This window comes from Streptomyces sp. NPDC026575 (genome assembly GCF_055567415.1).
In genome coordinates this window covers 53,851-71,876 of the sequence record NZ_JBVHQM010000026.1, presented here as the reverse complement: position 1 = coordinate 71,876, position 18,026 = coordinate 53,851, and the positions used below count along the sequence as shown (strand labels likewise).

The 18,026-nt window shown below is 71.9% G+C and carries 12 protein-coding genes and 1 tRNA gene; 10 read left to right on the top strand and 3 right to left on the bottom strand.

Annotation, left to right across the window (positions count from 1 at the left end):
* Window positions 1–36: 36 nt before the first annotated feature.
* Window positions 37–1,059 carry an alpha/beta hydrolase gene (locus ACZ4NB_RS30030; RefSeq protein WP_467666190.1) on the bottom strand — a complete coding sequence of 341 codons (1,023 nt, stop codon included), beginning with the start codon at window positions 1,057–1,059 and terminating at the stop codon, window positions 37–39.
* Window positions 1,060–1,348: 289 nt separating this feature from the next.
* Here ACZ4NB_RS30030 and ACZ4NB_RS30025 point away from each other — a divergent pair, with 289 nt between their 5' ends.
* From ACZ4NB_RS30025 to ACZ4NB_RS30015, 3 genes are all read left to right on the top strand, one after another.
* Window positions 1,349–3,484, top strand: a complete 2,136-nt coding sequence (locus tag ACZ4NB_RS30025; protein ID WP_467666189.1) for an FUSC family protein — start codon at window positions 1,349–1,351, stop codon at window positions 3,482–3,484.
* Window positions 3,485–3,623: 139 nt separating this feature from the next.
* Window positions 3,624–4,703, top strand: coding sequence for a rod shape-determining protein MreB (gene mreB, locus ACZ4NB_RS30020; protein ID WP_467666188.1), 1,080 nt, complete (start codon window positions 3,624–3,626; stop codon window positions 4,701–4,703).
* A gap of 150 nt (window positions 4,704–4,853) precedes the next feature.
* A complete protein-coding gene (locus tag ACZ4NB_RS30015; RefSeq protein WP_467666187.1) occupies window positions 4,854–5,975 on the top strand; it encodes an alpha/beta fold hydrolase in 1,122 nt (373 codons plus the stop codon).
* 90 nt (window positions 5,976–6,065) lie between these two features.
* Here the strand turns inward: ACZ4NB_RS30015 and ACZ4NB_RS30010 are convergent, their stop codons facing one another.
* On the bottom strand, window positions 6,066–7,238 hold the full coding sequence (locus ACZ4NB_RS30010) for a TIR domain-containing protein (protein ID WP_467666186.1): 1,173 nt from the start codon (window positions 7,236–7,238) through the stop codon (window positions 6,066–6,068).
* Between the two features lie 587 nt (window positions 7,239–7,825).
* A tRNA-Arg gene (locus tag ACZ4NB_RS30005) sits at window positions 7,826–7,901 on the bottom strand.
* A 310-nt stretch (window positions 7,902–8,211) separates the two neighbouring features.
* On the opposite strand from ACZ4NB_RS30005, the gene ACZ4NB_RS30000 reads away from it, so the two are divergent.
* The 7 genes from ACZ4NB_RS30000 (at window position 8,212) to ACZ4NB_RS29970 (ending at window position 18,006) form a co-directional block, all read left to right on the top strand.
* Window positions 8,212–10,098: a dynamin family protein gene (locus tag ACZ4NB_RS30000; RefSeq protein WP_467666229.1), complete on the top strand. Its 1,887-nt coding sequence runs from the start codon at window positions 8,212–8,214 to the stop codon at window positions 10,096–10,098.
* A gap of 281 nt (window positions 10,099–10,379) precedes the next feature.
* Window positions 10,380–12,482, top strand: a complete 2,103-nt coding sequence (locus tag ACZ4NB_RS29995; RefSeq protein WP_467666228.1) for a YfjP family GTPase — start codon at window positions 10,380–10,382, stop codon at window positions 12,480–12,482.
* A gap of 142 nt (window positions 12,483–12,624) precedes the next feature.
* Window positions 12,625–13,314 (top strand): single-stranded DNA-binding protein, encoded by a 690-nt coding sequence (locus ACZ4NB_RS29990; protein WP_467666185.1) that lies wholly within the window; start codon window positions 12,625–12,627, stop codon window positions 13,312–13,314.
* 235 nt (window positions 13,315–13,549) lie between these two features.
* On the top strand, window positions 13,550–14,947 hold the full coding sequence (locus tag ACZ4NB_RS29985; protein WP_467666184.1) for an LAETG motif-containing sortase-dependent surface protein: 1,398 nt from the start codon (window positions 13,550–13,552) through the stop codon (window positions 14,945–14,947).
* 229 nt (window positions 14,948–15,176) lie between these two features.
* Entirely contained in the window at window positions 15,177–16,841 is a 1,665-nt protein-coding gene (ettA, locus tag ACZ4NB_RS29980; protein WP_467666183.1) for an energy-dependent translational throttle protein EttA, read from the top strand.
* A 5-nt stretch (window positions 16,842–16,846) separates the two neighbouring features.
* Entirely contained in the window at window positions 16,847–17,281 is a 435-nt protein-coding gene (locus tag ACZ4NB_RS29975) for an acyl-CoA thioesterase (RefSeq protein ID WP_467666182.1), read from the top strand.
* Entirely contained in the window at window positions 17,278–18,006 is a 729-nt protein-coding gene (locus ACZ4NB_RS29970) for a DUF8010 domain-containing protein (RefSeq protein WP_467666181.1), read from the top strand. The genes ACZ4NB_RS29975 and ACZ4NB_RS29970 overlap by 4 nt, the downstream gene beginning before the upstream one ends.
* Window positions 18,007–18,026 lie beyond the last annotated feature (20 nt).

Here is an 18,026-nt window from a genome sequence, read left to right as displayed (position 1 = left end):
GTGTCCGGCCGCGCCGCCCCGGGCCGGCCGCCGCGGTCAGGCGGTCGGCCCCTGCATGTGCGCGCTGACCCAGCGCATCGTGCCCTCGCCCAGGCCCCGCACGTACGTCGCCGCGCTGTGCGTGCCCCCGGGGACGATCTGCAGCCGGGTGCGCACCGGGCCGTGCCCGTACTGGGCGATGAACCTGCGGACCTTCGGCAGCACGGTGTGCTCCTGGGAGCCGTCCTGGAAGGCGAGGTAGACCGGCGGGCCGCCGCGGGCGATCAGCCGGCGGGCCAGCACCTCGGGGTTGTTCTCCCGCTCCTCGCGGGCGTGGCCGTTCCACAGCGGCGAGTCGGGCACGATGTCCGGCCCGTTGGGGATCGCCACCTTGAAGGTGCCGGGGTTCTGCAGCACGTTCTTCAGCGCCGCGAACCCGCCCGAGGAGGACCCCATGATCGCCCAGGCGTCGCGGGTCCTGAGGGTGCGGAAGTTCTGCCGTACGAGGTCGGGCACGTCCTGGCTGAGCCAGGTGCCGATCCTGGGCCGGCCCGGTATGTCGCTGCCGTCGTAGTACTGCTTGTTGTCGGGGTTGAGCACCGGCATGACGACGATGAACGGCAGGCTGGTGCCGTTCTGGGACCACTGGGCGAGGTTCTCCTGGAGCTTGAGGTCGGAGCCGATCCAGTAGTTGACGGGGTAGCCGTAGGAGCCGGGCAGCGCCTCCATCACCGGGAAGCCCTTGCCGGCGTTGCGCTTGTCGTAGTACTCCGGCGGCGCCCACACCCACACCTTGCCGGTGAAGCCGGACTTGGGGCCGTGCAGGGTGGTCATGCCGATCGGGGTGTTCCGGCCGGCCCCGCCGACCCGGCTCTGCTCGGTGAAGGTGATCGGGCGGGTGGGCCACTGCACCAGCGAGTGCCTCCCCTTGGGGCCGGTGTGCAGCGCGGCGCCCGTCTTGAGGCCGTCGCCGAACCGTACGGGGGAGGCCGGCGCGGCGCCGCTGCCGCAGCCGGCGGTGGCGGCGAGCACGGTGAGGGTGATCAGCGCGATCACCGGACGGAACAGGGCTGTGCGCACGGGGCCTTCTCCTTGCCGAACCGGCCGGGAGCCCTCCCGGCCGCCCGGGAGCCGTCCCGGACACCGGGCAAGAGGGGGCCGGGGCGGGTACAGGTTTCCTCTCCGGGGTGTCGGCTTGCTCGCACCGCCCGCACCGGAATCCGGCAATCCCCTTGTGACCTGGGATGTTTTACGTGGAACGGAAGGTCGGTTTGCCAGGATTTTCCCGACGTGCGGCGGCCCGGACGCGCGCGGACGGACCCGTCCCCGCCGCTGCGGAGCCGCCGGCCGCGGCCCGTATCCTGCCGCTATGACCTGGTCGAGTGCGCTGAAGGAAGCCGCCCGCTCCGGGCTGACCATCGAGCGGACCAAGCTCACCCCGCTGATCGCCGTCCGCGGCTCGGCCGGCGTCGCCATCGTCATCGGGCTGTGCCTGTGGCGCGGCGATCCGACCCTGGCGGTCTCCTCCGCCTTCGGCGCGTTCGCCTCCGGCATCGTCACCTTCCAGCGCAGCATGCGGCCGCGCCCGGTCCTCGCGCTCGCCGTCGCCGGCGCGCTGGCGGTCTCCACCTTCCTCGGCTACCTGGCCGCCGCCCATACCGTCGCCTTCGTCCTGCTGCTCGCCGGCTGGACCTTCCTGGCGGGGATGGCCTGGGCGATCGGCCCGGTATCGGGGCTGGCCGGCACCCAGACCGTGGCGATCATGCTGGTCACCGTCACCCTGCCGACCACCGTCCTGGGCGCCCTGGTGCACGCCGCCCTGATCTTCTTCGGCGGTCTCGTCCAGGCCGCCCTCATCGTCGTCTTCCCGGTCCGCCCCTGGGGCACCCAGCGCGACGCGCTCGCCGACGCCCTGGCCGCCGAGGCGGACTACGCCCGCCGGCTGCGCCAGGACCCGGTCGCGGCCTTCGACCCGGCGCCCCTGATGGACGCCCGGCTCGCCTCCACGGTGACGCCGCGTCAGGCCCGGCGCCGCCCCGTCCAGCTGCACGGCCCCCGCGGCCTCGCCGAGCGCGTCCGGCCGGTCCTCGCCTCCCTCGCCGACCCCGTCGTCGGCGCTCCCCTGGAGGGCCCCGAACGCGACCGCGCCCGCGACCTGCTGGGCGCCGCGGCCACCGTCCTGGACGCCGTCGCGCACGCCGTACGGCACGCCAAGCCCGTACGGCTGCCCCCCGAGGCGATGGCCACCCTCGAAGTCCCGGCGACCGGGCCGATGCTCAAGGGCGCCGCCCGCCGCTCCGCCTACCGCCTGATCTCCCTGCTCGCCGACGCCGTCGAGCTCACCGACGAGCCGGTCCAGGCCACCCGCCCCACCACCGAGGCGGAACGAGGGCCGGGCGGGCGGGAAGAAGGCAGTCATCTGCTGCGCCCCAGCGTCCCCAAGCTCGTACCGGTCGCGCTGCGCGCCCTGCGCCGCGAGGCCCGCTGGTCCTCGCACATCTTCCGGCACGCGCTGCGGGTCGCCGCGGTCGCGGCCGCCGGCTATCTGCTGGGCACCGCGCTGCCGTTCGGCCACGGCTACTGGGCGCCGCTCGCCTCCGTCATGGTGATGCGCCCCGACTTCGCCCAGACCTACTCCCGGGGCGTCGCCCGCTTCAGCGGCACCCTCGTGGGCGTCGCCGTGGCGGGCGCGCTGATGGCCCTGGCGCACCCGAGCCAGTACCTCAGCGCCGGACTCGCCGTGGTCTGCGTATGGCTGATGTACCTGCTGATGCGCACCGGCTTCTCGGTGACCTCGGCGTGCGTGGCCGCCTACGTCGTCTTCCTGCTCGGCGTCGCCGGCGAGGGCTGGGAGCAGACCGTCCAGGAGCGCATCGTGCTCACCCTGGTCGGCGGACTGCTCGCGATGCTGTCGTACGCGCTGTTCCCCGCCTGGGAGACACCCAGGCTGCGCGACCGCCTCGCCGAGTGGCTTCAGACCAACGGGCGCTACGCACTGGCGGTGTTCGACACCTACGCCCGACCCGCCGGGCGCCGCCCGCGGCAGGTGCGCGAGGCCCTGCTGGACGCCCGCGCCGCCCGCGCGGCCTGGGAGGAGAGCGAGGCCCGGGCCGAGAAGGAGCCCGTACGCCATCGCGGGCTGTCGCTCACCGCGGCCAAGGCGGCCAGCGCCGCGCTCGCCACGATGGGCCGGGTCACGATGATCGTGGAGGCCCACCTCCCCGACAAGGACGCCGAACCCTCCGCCGGCGCCGCCGCGTTCGCCGCCGCACTGCGCCCCGCTCTGGAGCGCGCCGCACAGGCCGTACGCGAGGAGCGCGACCTGGACTGGAGCGCGCTGCGCGCCGTGTGGGAGCGCTGGGACGCCGAGGACGAGAGCCAGGGCGTCGCGGTGCGCGCCGCCGACCTGCTGCTGGAGGCCCTCGACGACCTGGCGGAGGCGCTGTCCCCGGCGTCGCCGGCAGGTGACCCGGCGATGCCGGGAACCAACCCGGGCCCTCAGTAGTCTTATTAATTGCCCGCATTGAACCCCATTGGCGGCCAATGGGGTCGTCTGCCGCGCAAAGCCCCTAATTCCACAAGCCCCGGGGCGCGGCCACCCGCCCCACCCCCGTCCCCGTCGCGAGAGAGCACACGAACTCCCCATGGCGTCCAGCACTTCGTCCGGTACGTACGACATAGGCATCGACCTCGGCACCGCCAACACCCTGGTGTACGCCCGCGGCAAGGGCGTGGTGCTGAACGAACCGTCCGTCGTCGCCGTCAACGCCTCCGGCGAGGTCATCGCCGTGGGCCTGGAGGCCAAGCGCACCATCGGCCGCACGCCCTCCGGGATCACCGCGATGCGCCCCCTCAGGGAGGGCGTGATCGCCGACTTCGACGCCGCCGAGCGGATGCTGCGCGCCCTGATGAAGAAGGCCCTGCCCAGCCGCCGCTTCTCCCGGCCCCGGGTGGTCATCTGCGTCCCGTCCGGCATCACGGGCGTCGAGCGGCGCGCGGTCATCGACTCCGCCCGGGGCGCCGGCGCCCGCGAAGTGCACCTGATAGAGGAGCCGATGGCCGCGGCGATCGGCGCCGGCCTCCCGGTGGACGAGCCGGTCGGCTGCATGGTGGTGGACATCGGCGGCGGCACGACCGAAGTCGCCGTCGTCTCCATGGGCGGCCTGGTCACGGCGCAGTCCGTACGGGTGGCCGGGGACGCCCTGGACGCCGCGATCACCGCCCACGTCAAGAAGAAGCACGCACTGGCCATCGGGGAGCGCACCGCCGAGGACATCAAGATCGCCATCGGCTCGGCGGCCTGGACGCCCATCGACGTCGACGAGGACGGCGAACCGGACCGCCGCGCCTCGTACACCGTCCGCGGCCGGGACCACGTCAGCGGCCTGCCCCGGATCCAGGAGCTCACCGAGGAGGAGATCCGCGACGCGCTGGCCGAACCGGTCGACGCGATCGTCCAGGCCGTCCACCGCACCCTCGACGCCTGCCCGCCGGAGCTCTCCGGCGACATCATCGAGCGCGGTATCGCGCTGACCGGCGGCGGCGCCCTGCTGCGCGGCCTGGACCAGCGGCTGCGCCAGGAGATGGGCGTCCCCGTGACGGTCGCCGACGAGCCCCTGGACTGCGTGGTCAACGGCACCGCCAAGTGCGTCGACGAATTCGCCACACTGCACGGCCTGCTGACGGGGGCGAAGGAGCAGCCCAGGAAGACGGTGCGGCTGTAGGGGCGCGAGGGCGCGGGGCGTGGGGGCGTTGGGGTGCGGCGCCGCGGAGCCATTGCCGTGAAACGCGCCCCATGATCGCGGTGAAGCGGTCAGGATGGACCGGCAGCGCCTGTGAGAGCCCCCGGTCACCCCCGCCCCCAAGGAGGACGCATGTCGCAGCCCGCCCGGCCGACGCCCACCCCGCCCGCTACCCCGCTCCCGGACGCGGTGCACCGCTCGGTGGAGGTCCCCGGCGGCCGCATCCACCTGGTGGAGCAGGGCACCGGCCCCCTCGTCCTGATGGTCCACGGCTTCCCCGAGTCCTGGTACTCCTGGCGCCACCAGCTTCCCGCGCTCGCCGCCGCCGGCTATCGGGCGGTCGCCATCGACGTCCGCGGCTACGGCCGCTCGTCGAAGCCCCGCGACATCCCGGCCTACCGGATGCTGGCCCATGTGGCCGACAACGTCGGCGTGCTGCGCGCCCTCGGCGAGGAGACCGCGGTCATCGTGGGCCACGACTGGGGCTCGCCGATCGCCGCCAACACGGCGCTGCTCAGGCCCGACCTCTTCAGCGCCGTGGCGCTGCTGAGCGTGCCCTACTCGCCCCGGGGCGCGCTCCGGCCCACCGAGGCATTCACGATGCTCGGCGGCGCCGAGGAGTTCTACATCAACTACTTCCAGGAACCGGGTCGGGCCGAGGCGGAGATCGAACCGGATGTCCGCGGCTGGCTCGCGGGCTTCTACGCCGGCCTGTCGGGCGACGCCACGTCCCCGTCCGACACGGACGCCCCGCCCCTTTCCGAGGCCGCATCCCCGTCCGGCGGCACCTCAGCCTCCGACTCCGGCGCCCCGTCCCCCTCCGCCCGGAGTGGCCTCCCCCTCTTCTCGGTCCCCCCGGGCGGGAAGCTCTCCGACCGCTTCCCCGTCGGCCCCGCCCCGTCCACCTGGCTCACCGAGGCCGACCTCGACTTCTACGCCGACGAGTTCGAGCGGACCGGCCTGACCGGCGGCCTCAACCGCTACCGCAACGTCGACCGGGACTGGGAGGACCTCGCCGCCTGGCAGGGCGCCCCGCTCACCCAGCCCGCCCTCTTCATCGGCGGCGAACTCGACGCCACCACCAAGTGGATGGCCGACGCCATCAAGGCATTCCCCGTCACCCTCCCCGGGCTGTCCGCCTCCCACATCCTCGAAGGCTGCGGCCACTGGGTGCAGCAGGAGCGCCCCGAGGAGGTCAACCGCCTGCTGCTCGACTGGCTGCGCTCCCTGCCCGCCCCCGTCGGCGCGCCGTAGACCTCACCCCCCACCCTTCGCCAGATGGGCCTCCAGGCCGTCCATGATCCGCTCCAGGCCGAACTCCCACGCCTGGTTGCGGGACAGCCCTTAGCGGGAGTCACCGAACTCACGACGAAGCGTTGCCAGCACATCGCCGAACACTTGGCGGATCTCACCTTTGGAGAAAAGGATCTGCTGAACTCCGTCCATGTTCGAAAAGAGGTCGATGGTCTCTTCGACCACGGCAATCGCACGGGGAAATCCGAGCCTTCCCTGAAACAAACCCAGCTCGTGGACCACGTTCTGTCGGGGGCGGAGGTCCCCACCACTCAGCTCGTCCTCCCCCGTCAAGACCAGGATGGCGAAGGAACTGCTGTTGAGGAGGTCGTCCAGGATGTCGCGGATCGTGTGCCCGGAGCGTGCCCCCGTCTCGTAGGCCTGTACCGAGTACCCTTGCTGTTCGACCAGGTGATCCTTAAGGTCCCGCCATGCCGCGCTGCGGCCGTGGCCGATGAATATGGAAGGTGAGGGTTGCGCCTCGGTTTTTTCCGGTCGCGCGATCCTGGCTGACTCGGCCATACGATCAAACTCCCAAAAGACCCCCTCGACCTCGGCCCGGGTGGGAGCCTTGATCGAAACGGTCGTACCTGAGGTGATTTCCGAGAAGCGAACGTGAAAGTAGTGATCATTGTCGCAGTGCAGCGTCAACGATGCGCCTTGGAACCCTCGCCGGTACTCCGCAAAGAATTCCTCATCGGTATCGAACTCCCAGCTCTCTTGTCCGCGCGTCAGTTCTCGCGTTTCCGAACGGACTTGCACACTCTTGAGGGACGCGAAGCTCAGAAGTGCATCTTTGAGTGTCTCAGTGGAGAACAGAGTGTCCCGATAGTCCTTCTTCTTTCCGGTGCTGGCCTTCCGGGTCCGCTGAAATCGCTCGAACTCTCCGGATTCGACGGCCCGGTCGAATACGTCGATCACCCTCTCGATTTCGGCGCGCGAGGGGGCGGATACGGAGATCGTGGTCTTCAGGAGAAGCGAGGATGAGAGGCGGAGGGTATATCCATCAGAACACCTGAGGCTGAAGGTCGTTTCGGTGTAGCCGCTTCTGTATTCGGCAAAGTACTCTTCGTCGGAGTCGAAATTCCAGTGATCATCCCCCCTTGCCAGTTCTCGCGTCACTCCCCTGACTTCGATTTCCCCCAGCGCAAGGAACGACTGTACGGCGGCCCTCACCGTCTCAACCGAGAACAGAACGTCCCTGTAGTTCTTCCGCCTCTGCATATGAGCACGCTAGCCGGAGAGGAGTTGACCTCGCAGGCTTTGCGTCAAACTGAAGCCTGTAGTCGGGGGGTGCCAGATCCTCACCTGCAACGGCCAGCGCAAGGCCGCGTGCGCCGTTCGCTGGGTCGTCGACGGCAAGGCATACCGTGAGCTGTTCGAGACTCGGGCGCCGGCGGCAGCATTCCGATCCGAGTTGAATAGTGCGCTCCACCCCGGGTGGCCACAATCCTCGCGTGAGCAGAACGCAACTCCCCGTCCTTGGCGGCATGGGAGGGCTCGGACAATGGGGGCGGCACGCGGCCACATCGAAGCGCGGAGGGCCTGAAGCCCGGCGACCGGCCGTTCCAGAGCGAGCAAGGCGGCACGCTCGCCGGCCTCCGGCAGCGGAAGGCGACCTGCCGGCGGCGGACTGAGGCGGCCCGCGAAGACTTCGACACGTATTCGACAGAGCGCCCCGCAGAACCCGGTGGCAGCCGGACAGCACCAGACCCTCTCCGCGATCACCGGGGGAGGGCCCGGCACCTTCGCATGTGCGGCCACACCCGCCCCGACCAGCAAAAAGACCCTCCCGATGGGAGGGTCTGGCGTGGCGCCCCCGGCAGGACTCGAACCTGCGGCCAAGTGCTTAGAAGGCACCTGCTCTATCCACTGAGCTACGGGGGCCGGTGTGGACGTGGATCACGGACCGCGGACAAGGATAGAGGTCCGGGTGCCTCGTCCCGGTTGCTTCACCTCCGTGGCACGTTGTGGAGGTTCGGTGAAGCGGTCCCGATAATCGCAGGCAGGTACGAATCCTGCACCGCTTTTGGCGTCTCGTGCGTCGGGTGTTGTGCACTCGTTATGCCTGCGTCTCGCTTGTCGCGATCGTCCCATGCGTCACTCGTCCCGTTCTGTGGGGGTTCTTGCGGCGCGCACGAGGGGGTATACGCTTCAAAAACCCAACGAAATTGGGCATTCTGCACATGTGGCGACCTTGGACGTACGACCCCGGCTGATCGACGCGCTGTCCGTTCTGCGCGACCGCGTCGATGCCGCACGCTTTCCGCTGCCACTCAGGGGCGCGGCCCGTGCCCGGCGAAACCGGGACGAGCTGCTCGCCCAGCTCGACGACTATGTGATTCCCCGCTTGCACTCTCCTCAGGCCCCGCTGCTCGCGGTGATCGGGGGATCTACCGGGGCGGGCAAGTCCACCCTGGTCAATTCGCTGGTGGGGCGACGGGTCTCGGAGGCCGGGGTGCTGCGGCCGACGACCCGTACGCCGGTGCTGGTCTGCCATCCGGACGATGTCCACTGGTTCGCCGGGCCCCGGGTGCTGCCGCAGCTCACCCGGGTGTGGGTGCCCGAGCAGGACGACGGCGGCGAGGGGGAGTACGACAGGGAGGCGGAGTACGAGAGGGGGGCGGAGTACGACAGGGAGGGGGGTGGGGCGGCAGGTGCGTATGGGGGCTATGGCGGTACGGGGGAGGAGGAAGAGACGGGGAAAGGCAAAGGGGGAGGGAGGGGAGCGGGGGAGGCCGGCGCGCTGAGCGTGCGGATCGAGGCGGATGCGGCGGTGCCCAGTGGCGTGGCGCTGCTGGACGCGCCCGACATCGATTCGCTGGTCGCGCGCAACCGGGAGCTGGCCGCCGAGCTGATCTGCGCGGCGGATGTGTGGGTGCTGGTCACCACGGCCGCCCGTTACGCGGACGCGGTGCCCTGGCATCTGCTGCGTACGGCCAAGGAGTACGACGTCACGCTGGTGACCGTGCTGGACCGGGTGCCGCATCAGATCGCCACCGATATCTCCGGGCGCTACGCGGAACTCCTGCAGCGCGCCGGACTCGGCCAGGTGCCGCGGTTCACCATTCCCGAGCTGCCCGAGTCGGCGGGCGGCGGCAGCGGGCTGCTGCCGGCCACGGCCGTCGCGGCGCTGCGGGAGTGGCTGGAGCGGCACGCCCAGGACCCGGTCGCCCGGGTCGCCGCCGCGGAACGTACGGCCGCCGGCGTGATCACCTCGCTGCGCAGCCGGTTGCCCGCGCTGGCCGGGGCCGCCGCCGCCCAGCACGCCGCGGCGCTGAGGCTGACCGGGCGGGTCGAGGAGGCGTACGAGCGGGCCGCGATGCGGGTGCGGCGTGAGATCGCGGCCGGGGAGGTGCTGGCCGGGGACGCGCGCGCCCATTGGCGTGATCACGGGCTCGGCGGCCGGCCGGACGAGCTGCTCGACGCGCTGACCGATGGGCTCGCCTCGCTGCTGACCTGCGCCGTCGAGGAGGCCGACGAGCGGGCCGCGGACGCCTGGCGGCGCGATCCCGCGGCGGCGGAGGTCTCGCTGACGGCGGCCGCGGGCGCGGCGGGTGCGGCCGGGCGCCTCGGAGTGATCGTCCGTCGCTGGCGGCGGTGCCTGGAGGAGCTGGCCGAGGAGGAGACCCGTGAGGCGCGTGGTGGCCAGGCCGGTGACCGGGCCGGCTCGGTGGAGCCGGAGGAATCGGCTGCCCTGCTGGCCGCCGAGCTGCTCGGCGGGCGGCGCGCCCGTACGGCGGGCGAGAACCTCGCCGACCTGCTGGGGGCGCAGGCCGCGCTACGGCTCTGCGAGCGGGGCGGCCGGCTGCTGACCACCTATCTGGAGCGTGCGCTGGACGGTGAACGCGAGCGGCGGCTGGCACCGCTGGACCGGCTGACCGTCCCGCCGGAACAGCAGGCCGAGCTGATCGCCGCGCTGTCCGTATTGCACAGGGAGCGGCAGACGGGGCGGGGGAAGCGGGGGGAGACGGAGAAACGGGGCGGGGCGGAGCGGCCACGGGAGCGGGAGGAGATGGCGGTGGGGGCGGTGTCGGGGGGCGGACCGGGGCTGGAGATGGCGAAGGAGGAGGTGTCGCGGTGAGCGGATCGACGGTGACGGGGCCGGAGGCGGAAGCGGGCGCGGGAGCGGGGATCGACCGGGCGGCCGGGCAGCGGGAGAGCAGCGGCAAGGAAGGGGGCGAAGAGCACAAGACGGGGGAGCGGGCGGGTGGGGTGAGGGCGGACGGGGAGCATCCGGGAGGGGAGGACGGGAGAGAGGAGGCGGCACGTGGGGTGGGGCCGGTGGGGGGAGCAGGGGGGCGGGCGTGGGATGACGGGCTGATCGCGCGGCGGGTGCGGGACGGCGGGGTGCCCAGGCCGGGCGTGCGGCGGGGCGGGGGTGAGGCCGGGGCGGAGCCGTCGAGCGACGGGACCGCGCCGGGTGGTGTGGCGGGGGGTGCGGAAGCGGGTGGTGAGTCATGCGTCGAGGTGCAGGACGCATCGGATATCGGATCGGCAGTCGTCTCGGGCGCCGCGTCGTGTGGCGCGTCGCCGTCGGGGGCGCGCATCGGGCTTCGCGCGGGCTCGCGCACGACCTCGCCCGTCGACGCACGTGGCGGGCACGGCATCACGGGTTCACCCGCCGACTCCTCCACCGATGGGGGCGTCGGGTCAGGCGGCGTTCGTACCGCCTCGCATGGGGTTTCGCGTGGGGTTTCGCCCGTCGGGTCGCGTACACCGTCATACGGCGGCGCGCACGCCGGTTCGGGCGCCGGAGCATGCGCCGAGTCGGCATCGCATGACGTGTGCTGCGAGGCGTCGTGGAGCCCTGCGCAGAGGGACGGCAGGGGCGGGTACCGCTGGGTCGCCGATGGGGGGCCGCGGGCCGCCGGGGGCGGGTTGCGGGGGCGGCTGGAGGCGCTGCGGGAGCTGATCGCGCTGTCGCGGACGCGGCTGGACGGGCGGACGCTGGAGGCGGCGGGCCGGGTGCTGGAGGTGGCGGACGAGCGGTATCGGCTGTCCGGTGAGCACACCGTCGTCGCCATCGCCGGGGCCACCGGCAGCGGCAAGTCGTCGCTGTTCAACGCGCTGGCCGGAGCGCACCGTTCGCAGGTCGGTCCGCGGCGGCCGACGACCGCCGACCCGGTGGCCTGCGTGTGGCCGGGCGGCGGGCCGGGCGCGGAGGGGCTGCTGCACCGGCTGGGCGTGCCCGCGCACCGACGGCACACCCCCGCGGACGGCAGCTCAGGGCTGGGCGGACTCATCCTGGTCGATCTGCCCGACCACGACTCCTCGGCCACCGAGCACCGTGCCCAGGTGGACCGGATGCTGGAGCTGGTGGACGCGGTGATCTGGGTGGTGGACCCGGAGAAGTACGCGGACGCGGTGCTGCACGAGCGGTATCTGCGGCCGCTGGCGGGCTACGCAGAGGTGATGTTCGTCGTCCTCAACCAGGTGGACCGGCTGCCCGGGGACGCCGCGGACCAGGTGGTGGACGATCTGCGCCGGCTGCTGGACGAGGACGGACTCGCGCTCGGCGAGCACGGGGAGCCCGGGGCGGCGGTGCTCACCCTCTCCGCCGCGACCGGCCAGGGCGTGGCGGAACTGCGGGAGGCGCTCGCGCAGTTCGTCGCGGAACGGGGGGCGGCGGACCGGCGGCTGGCGGCCGACGTCGATGCGGCGGCCGAGCGGTTGCGTTCGGTGTATGTGGCGCGCAGCCGGGTCGGGCTGACGGAGCGGGCCCGGGAGGAGTTCGACGACCGGGTGGCCGAGGCGGTCGGGGCGGTGGCCACCGGGCGCGCGGCGGAACGCGATTGGCTGCGCCACGCGGAACGTGCGTGCGGTTCGCCGTGGGCGCGGATGCGGGGCCGGCGGGTGAGGAACCGGGGCCCCAGGACGGTCCCCGGCCTCAAGGCGGCCGTTGGTGCCGCCGAGGCGGCGGGGGACAGCCGGGCGGCGGCGCGGCCCGTGGTGGAGCAGGCCGTACGGGCGGTGGCCGGTGAGGCGGCGCACGGGTTGCCGGCACCGTGGGCGCAGGCGGTCCGCGAGGCCGCGGAGCGGGGCGCGTACGGCCTGCCGGAGGCGCTGGACAAGGTGGCCGCCGACGCCGAGGAGTCGCTGCGGGCCGGGCCGGCGGTCAAGCCGCGCTGGTGGACGGTGGCCGCCACGCTGCAGGGGATGCTGTCGACGCTGCAAGTCGTCGGGGTGCTGTGGCTGTTGGGTGCGCTCACCGGCGTGGTCGGCGCGACGGCCTGGCTCTACGGGCTGCTGCCCGCGGTCATCGGCTCGGTGGGCGGACCGGCCCTGCTGTGGCTGTGCAAGGTGGTGGCGCGCGGTCCCGCCAGGCGGTACGGGCAGGACGCCGAGCGGCGGCTGCGCAGTGCGGCGGCCGGGTGCGGGCGGGCCCGGGTGCTGGAACCGGTCGCCGCCGAGCTGCTGCGCTATCGGGAGGTGCGCGAGCAGTACGCGGTGGCGTCGGGCGCCTGACACCCTGACGGGTGGCCGGGTTATCCACACTCGGCCGCCCGTCCACAGGCCGCCGCGGGCCGCGCCGGATCCGTGCAGCATGAGAACAACGCAGCGCACGCGGCACAGGGCGAGCGCGCAGGACGCGGGGGAGGCGTGTTCCGTGAACGACACGATGGTGACGCTGGTGGGCAACGCCGCGACGGCGGTGGAGCATCGGCAGACGACGGCGGGCGTGACGGTGGCGAGGTTCCGGCTGGCGGCGACGTCCCGGCGGTGGGACAAGTCGCTGGAGCGCTGGGCGGACGGGGAGACGAGTTTCTATACGGTGCGGTCCTGGCGCGCGCTGGCGGACAACGTCGCCGCGTCGGTGGCGGTGGGCGAACCGCTCGTGGTCCAGGGAAGGTTGCGGCTGCGCGAAGGGGAGCAGTCCGCCGAGCGGGGCGGGCAGCGCTGGTTCTCGGCCGAGGTCGACGCCGTGGCGATCGGCCACGATCTCTCGCGCGGCACCGCGGCGTTCCGCAGAGTCCTGCGATCGGCGCGCACGGGAGGGGATCTCGTGCCGCGTGGCACACCGCAGCCGGAGCCGGACGAGCACGCCCGCCCGCAGCAGCAGTTGGACGAGCGCGAGCGACCGCCCGCGCAGTCGGCGACGCAGGAGCAGCCGCACCCGCGGCCGGCACGGCAGCAGTCCCCACCGCGGTCCGAGCCGCACGAGCGGCCGCACCCGAAGCCGAAGCCGCGCCCTGCGGCCCCACGCCAACACCACCTGCAGAAAACCCCGTTGGCCGTGGGCTCCGCCTCCGCTTCCTCGGATGCGGGCAATTCGCCACAGACGGCGCCAGGCCCCTGAAAAGGGGGGCAGGGATTTATCGATAATGCCAGGTCAGGATGCTCGATGTCGGTAACGATTGCGATTCGGATCGCTTATGAGACGCCATTAGTGGGGACCCTGATGCACCCGCTCCATAAGATCCGACAGGTACTCACGGGGGCTCACGGGGGCTGACGTTCGGCTGCTGAGTTCTTTGCGATCTTTTCGGCGAGGCATCTTCCCCACTCGACCGCCTCGCCCAGAGGGGAAATTCATGCTTTCGATGAAGGGGCGGGGCGCAGCCCGCCTTGCCGCCGCGGTCGTGGCCTCGGGCCTGGTCGCGGCCGGCGCGATAGCCACCGCGGGCACTGCCGCGGCGGACGAGACCACCCCCGCGCACGGCGGTGCCACCGCCACGCTCGGTGGTCTGAAGACCTTCGACCAGGCGGTCGTGCACAGTGACGGCGGGGACCAGCGCGTCGGCGCCGGGCTCTTCGAGATGTCCGTCGACAACGGCGGCACCCTCCAGACGTACTGCATCGACATCCACAACCCGACGCAGCAGCAGGCGAAGTACCAGGAAGTGCCCTGGAGCGCCTCGTCGCTGCACAACAACGGGGACGCCGGCAAGATCCGCTGGATCCTGCAGAACTCCTACCCCCAGGTGAACGACCTGGCCGCGCTCGCCGCCAAGGCCGGTGCCGGGAACCTCACCGAGAAGACCGCCGCGGCCGGCACCCAGGTCGCGATCTGGCGCTTCTCCGACCACGCCAAGGTGGACGCGGTCGACCCGGCGGCCGAGAAGCTCGCCGACTTCCTGGAGAAGAACGCGCAGAACGTCGCCGAGCCCAGGGCCTCGCTGACGCTGGACCCGCCGGCCGTCTCCGGCAAGTCCGGCAGCAAGCTCGGCCCGGTCACCGTGCACACCAACGCCGACAGCGTCACGATCTCCCCGGCCGCCGACGTCCCGGCCGGCGTCAAGGTCGTGGGCAAGGACGGCAAGCCGGTCACCAGCGCCACCGACGGCACCCAGCTCTTCTTCGACGTGCCCAAGGGTGCCGCGGACGGCAGCACCTCGCTGACCGCGCAGGCCGCCACCAAGGTCCCGGTCGGCCGCGCCTTCACCGGCATCGGCGAGCACGCCAAGAGCCAGACCCAGATCCTGGCCGGCTCCAGCGAGTCCACGGTCTCCGCGGCCGCCACGGTCTCCTGGAAGAAGCAGGGCGCCATCCCGGCGATCACCGCCGAGAAGAACTGCTCCAAGGGCGGCGTGGACGTCACGGCGACCAACAAGGGCGACGAGGCGTTCGGCTTCCAGCTCTCCGGCAAGCAGTACGAGGTCGCCCCGGGCAAGTCGCAGACCGTGACCGTCCCGGTGGCCGAGGACCAGCCGTACGAGATCACGATCAAGGGTGCGGGCGGTTTCAAGAAGACCTTCACCGGTGTTCTGGACTGCAAGACCGCCGGTAGCGGCGGCGGCAAGCCCTCCCCCCAGCCCAGCCCGGCCTCGGTCGGCGGCAGCACCGGTGGCGATCACGGCACCGACCTCGCCGAGACCGGCTCCAGCAGTGCCACGCCGATGATCGCGGGCATCGCGGTCGTCCTCGTGGTGGTCGGCGGCGGCGCGGTGTTCTTCCTCCGCAAGAAGAAGACCGGTTCGCCCGCCCAGTAACAATCGGCGACCGTCCGGTGACCGGGCGGTGGTCGAGGAACATCCCGTGGCCCCGGAGCGTTGTGCTGCTCCGGGGCCACGGGCGTCCGCCCGTCGGAACCCGTTTCCTTCCAGGGATGGACGTACGGCAAGATGGGGTGTATCTGCCCTCCCTCGGCCGTGTCCTCCGAAGGCCCCGGGCGGTGCCGCTCACAGACCCTTTTCGATCCAATCTGCCGGACGGTTTCTCTTGGCTGAGTACATCTACACGATGCGCAAGACGCGCAAGGCGCACGGCGACAAGGTCATCCTCGATGACGTGACGCTGAGCTTCCTGCCGGGCGCGAAGATCGGTGTCGTGGGTCCCAACGGCGCCGGTAAGTCCACGGTGCTGAAGATCATGGCCGGTCTTGAGCAGCCGTCGAACGGTGACGCCTTCCTCTCCCCCGGCTACACCGTGGGCATGCTCCTGCAGGAGCCGCCGCTGGACGAGTCGAAGACGGTGCTGCAGAACGTCCAGGACGGCGCCGCCGAGATCATGGGCAAGCTGCACCGCTTCAACGAGGTCGCCGAGCTGATGGCGACCGACTACTCCGACGCGCTGATGGAGGAGATGGGCAAGCTCCAGGAGGACCTCGACCACGCAAACGCGTGGGACCTGGACACCCAGCTGGAGCAGGCGATGGACGCGCTGGGCTGCCCGCCCGGCGACTGGCCGGTCACCAACCTCTCCGGTGGTGAGCGCCGCCGCGTCGCACTGTGCAAGCTGCTGCTGGAGGCCCCCGACCTGCTGCTGCTCGACGAGCCCACCAACCACCTGGACGCCGAGTCCGTGCAGTGGCTGGAGCAGCACCTGGCGAAGTACCCCGGCACCGTCGTCGCCGTCACCCACGACCGGTACTTCCTCGACAACGTCGCCGGCTGGATCCTGGAGCTCGACCGCGGCCGCGCCATCGGCTACGAGGGCAACTACTCCACGTACCTGGAGACCAAGCAGACCCGTCTGAAGGTCGAGGGCCAGAAGGACGCCAAGCGCGCCAAGCGCCTGAAGGACGAGCTGGAGTGGGTGCGCTCCAACGCCAAGGGGCGGCAGGCCAAGTCCAAGGCGCGTCTGGCGCGCTACGAGGAGATGGCGGCCGAGGCCGACAAGATGCGGAAGCTGGACTTCGAGGAGATCCAGATCCCGCCGGGCCCGCGCCTGGGCAACGTCGTCGTCGAGGTGGAGAAGCTCAACAAGGCATTCGGCGAGAAGGTCCTGATCGACGACCTGAGCTTCACGCTGCCGCGCAACGGCATCGTGGGCGTCATCGGCCCGAACGGCGCCGGCAAGACCACGCTGTTCAAGATGATCCAGGGCCTGGAGACCCCGGACTCCGGCGACATCAAGGTCGGCGAGACCGTCAAGATCTCCTACGTCGACCAGAGCCGCGAGAACATCGACCCCAAGAAGACCCTGTGGGCCGTGGTCTCCGACGAGCTGGACTACATCAACGTCGGCCAGGTCGAGATGCCCTCGCGGGCGTATGTCTCCGCGTTCGGCTTCAAGGGCCCGGACCAGCAGAAGCCGGCCGGGGTGCTCTCCGGTGGCGAGCGCAACCGCCTGAACCTGGCGCTCACCCTCAAGCAGGGCGGCAACCTGCTCCTCCTCGACGAGCCGACCAACGACCTCGACGTCGAGACGCTCTCCTCGCTGGAGAACGCGCTGCTGGAGTTCCCCGGCTGCGCCGTGGTCGTCTCCCACGACCGCTGGTTCCTCGACCGCGTCGCCACCCACATCCTGGCGTACGAGGGCGAATCCAAGTGGTTCTGGTTCGAGGGCAACTTCGAGTCCTACGAGAAGAACAAGATCGAGCGGCTCGGCGCGGAGGCCGCCCGCCCGCACCGCGCCACGTACAAGAAGCTCACCCGGGGCTGACCGTCGTGCGTCACCTCTACTCCTGCCCCCTGCGCTGGTCGGACATGGACGCGTTCGGCCACGTCAACAACGTGGTCTTCGTCCGCTACCTCGAAGAGGCGCGGATCGACTTCATGCGCCGGCTGGCGCCGGGGGGCGGCAGCCCGTCGTTCAAGGGCGGCTCGGTCGTCGCCCGGCACGAGATCGACTATCTGCGGCCGCTGGTGCACCGGCACGCCCCGGTGACCGTCGAGTTGTGGGTGACGAGGGTCAGCGCCGCGTCGCTGACCGTCGGCTACGAGGTCAAGGACGAGGACGCGCTCTATGCGCGGGCATCGACCGTCGTCGTGCCGTTCGACTTCACCGAGGGCCGTCCGCGGCGCCTCAGCGCGGAGGAGAAGGGCATCCTCAAGGAGTATCTGGACGACGCCTCGCGTCAGGAGGGATCCGTCGCGGTATGACGGCGCTGCATCTGGCCGATGCCGGGGAGGCGGCGGACCTCGCCGCCTTCCTCGCCCGGCTGATCCACTACGACCGCGCCGCGGCGGTACGGCTCCAGGCCGGCGGCGGGGTGCTCGCCGTCTTCGGCCGCCCGCCGTCCTTCGAGGTACTGGCGATCCGCACCGCCCGGCTGGCCGGCGACACCGGCCTGGACACCACCGTCTCGGCCGGTGAACTCCTCGAAGGCATCGAGCCGTCGGCGGGCACGCTGACCGTGCCCGCCGCCGTCACGGGACCGCCGTGGACCGGGCTGCTGCCGCCGCGCGGCGGCTGGCAGCGGGTGCCGGGACTGCCGGCGCCCGAGGCGCTGGTGCGCGCGGTGGCCGCCGCGGTCGCCGAGTTCCGGGCCCGTGACGAGGCGCTGCCGCCGCAGCACCGCACCCGCGCCGAACGCGACCGCATCGGCCGGGAGATCTGGTCGCGCACCCTCGGCGACACCCACCTCCCGCTGCGCGCCGCGCATGCCGCCCAGTCGCTGGGCTTTCTGCGTCCGGCCCGGGCCGGGGCGCTGACCGGCGGCCCCACCGCCGGCGCTCAGGGCGAGCTGCCCGGGGGCCAGTCGCTGAGCCTGCTCTCCGCGGGCGGCTGGCTGCGGCTGAGCACCCCGTACGGATCGATCGCCGTACGGACCGGGGGACCGGCCGGGCTCACGGGCCTGTCGGGGCTCACGGTCACACCGGTCTGAGGCGGCAGGGCCCGGCCAGG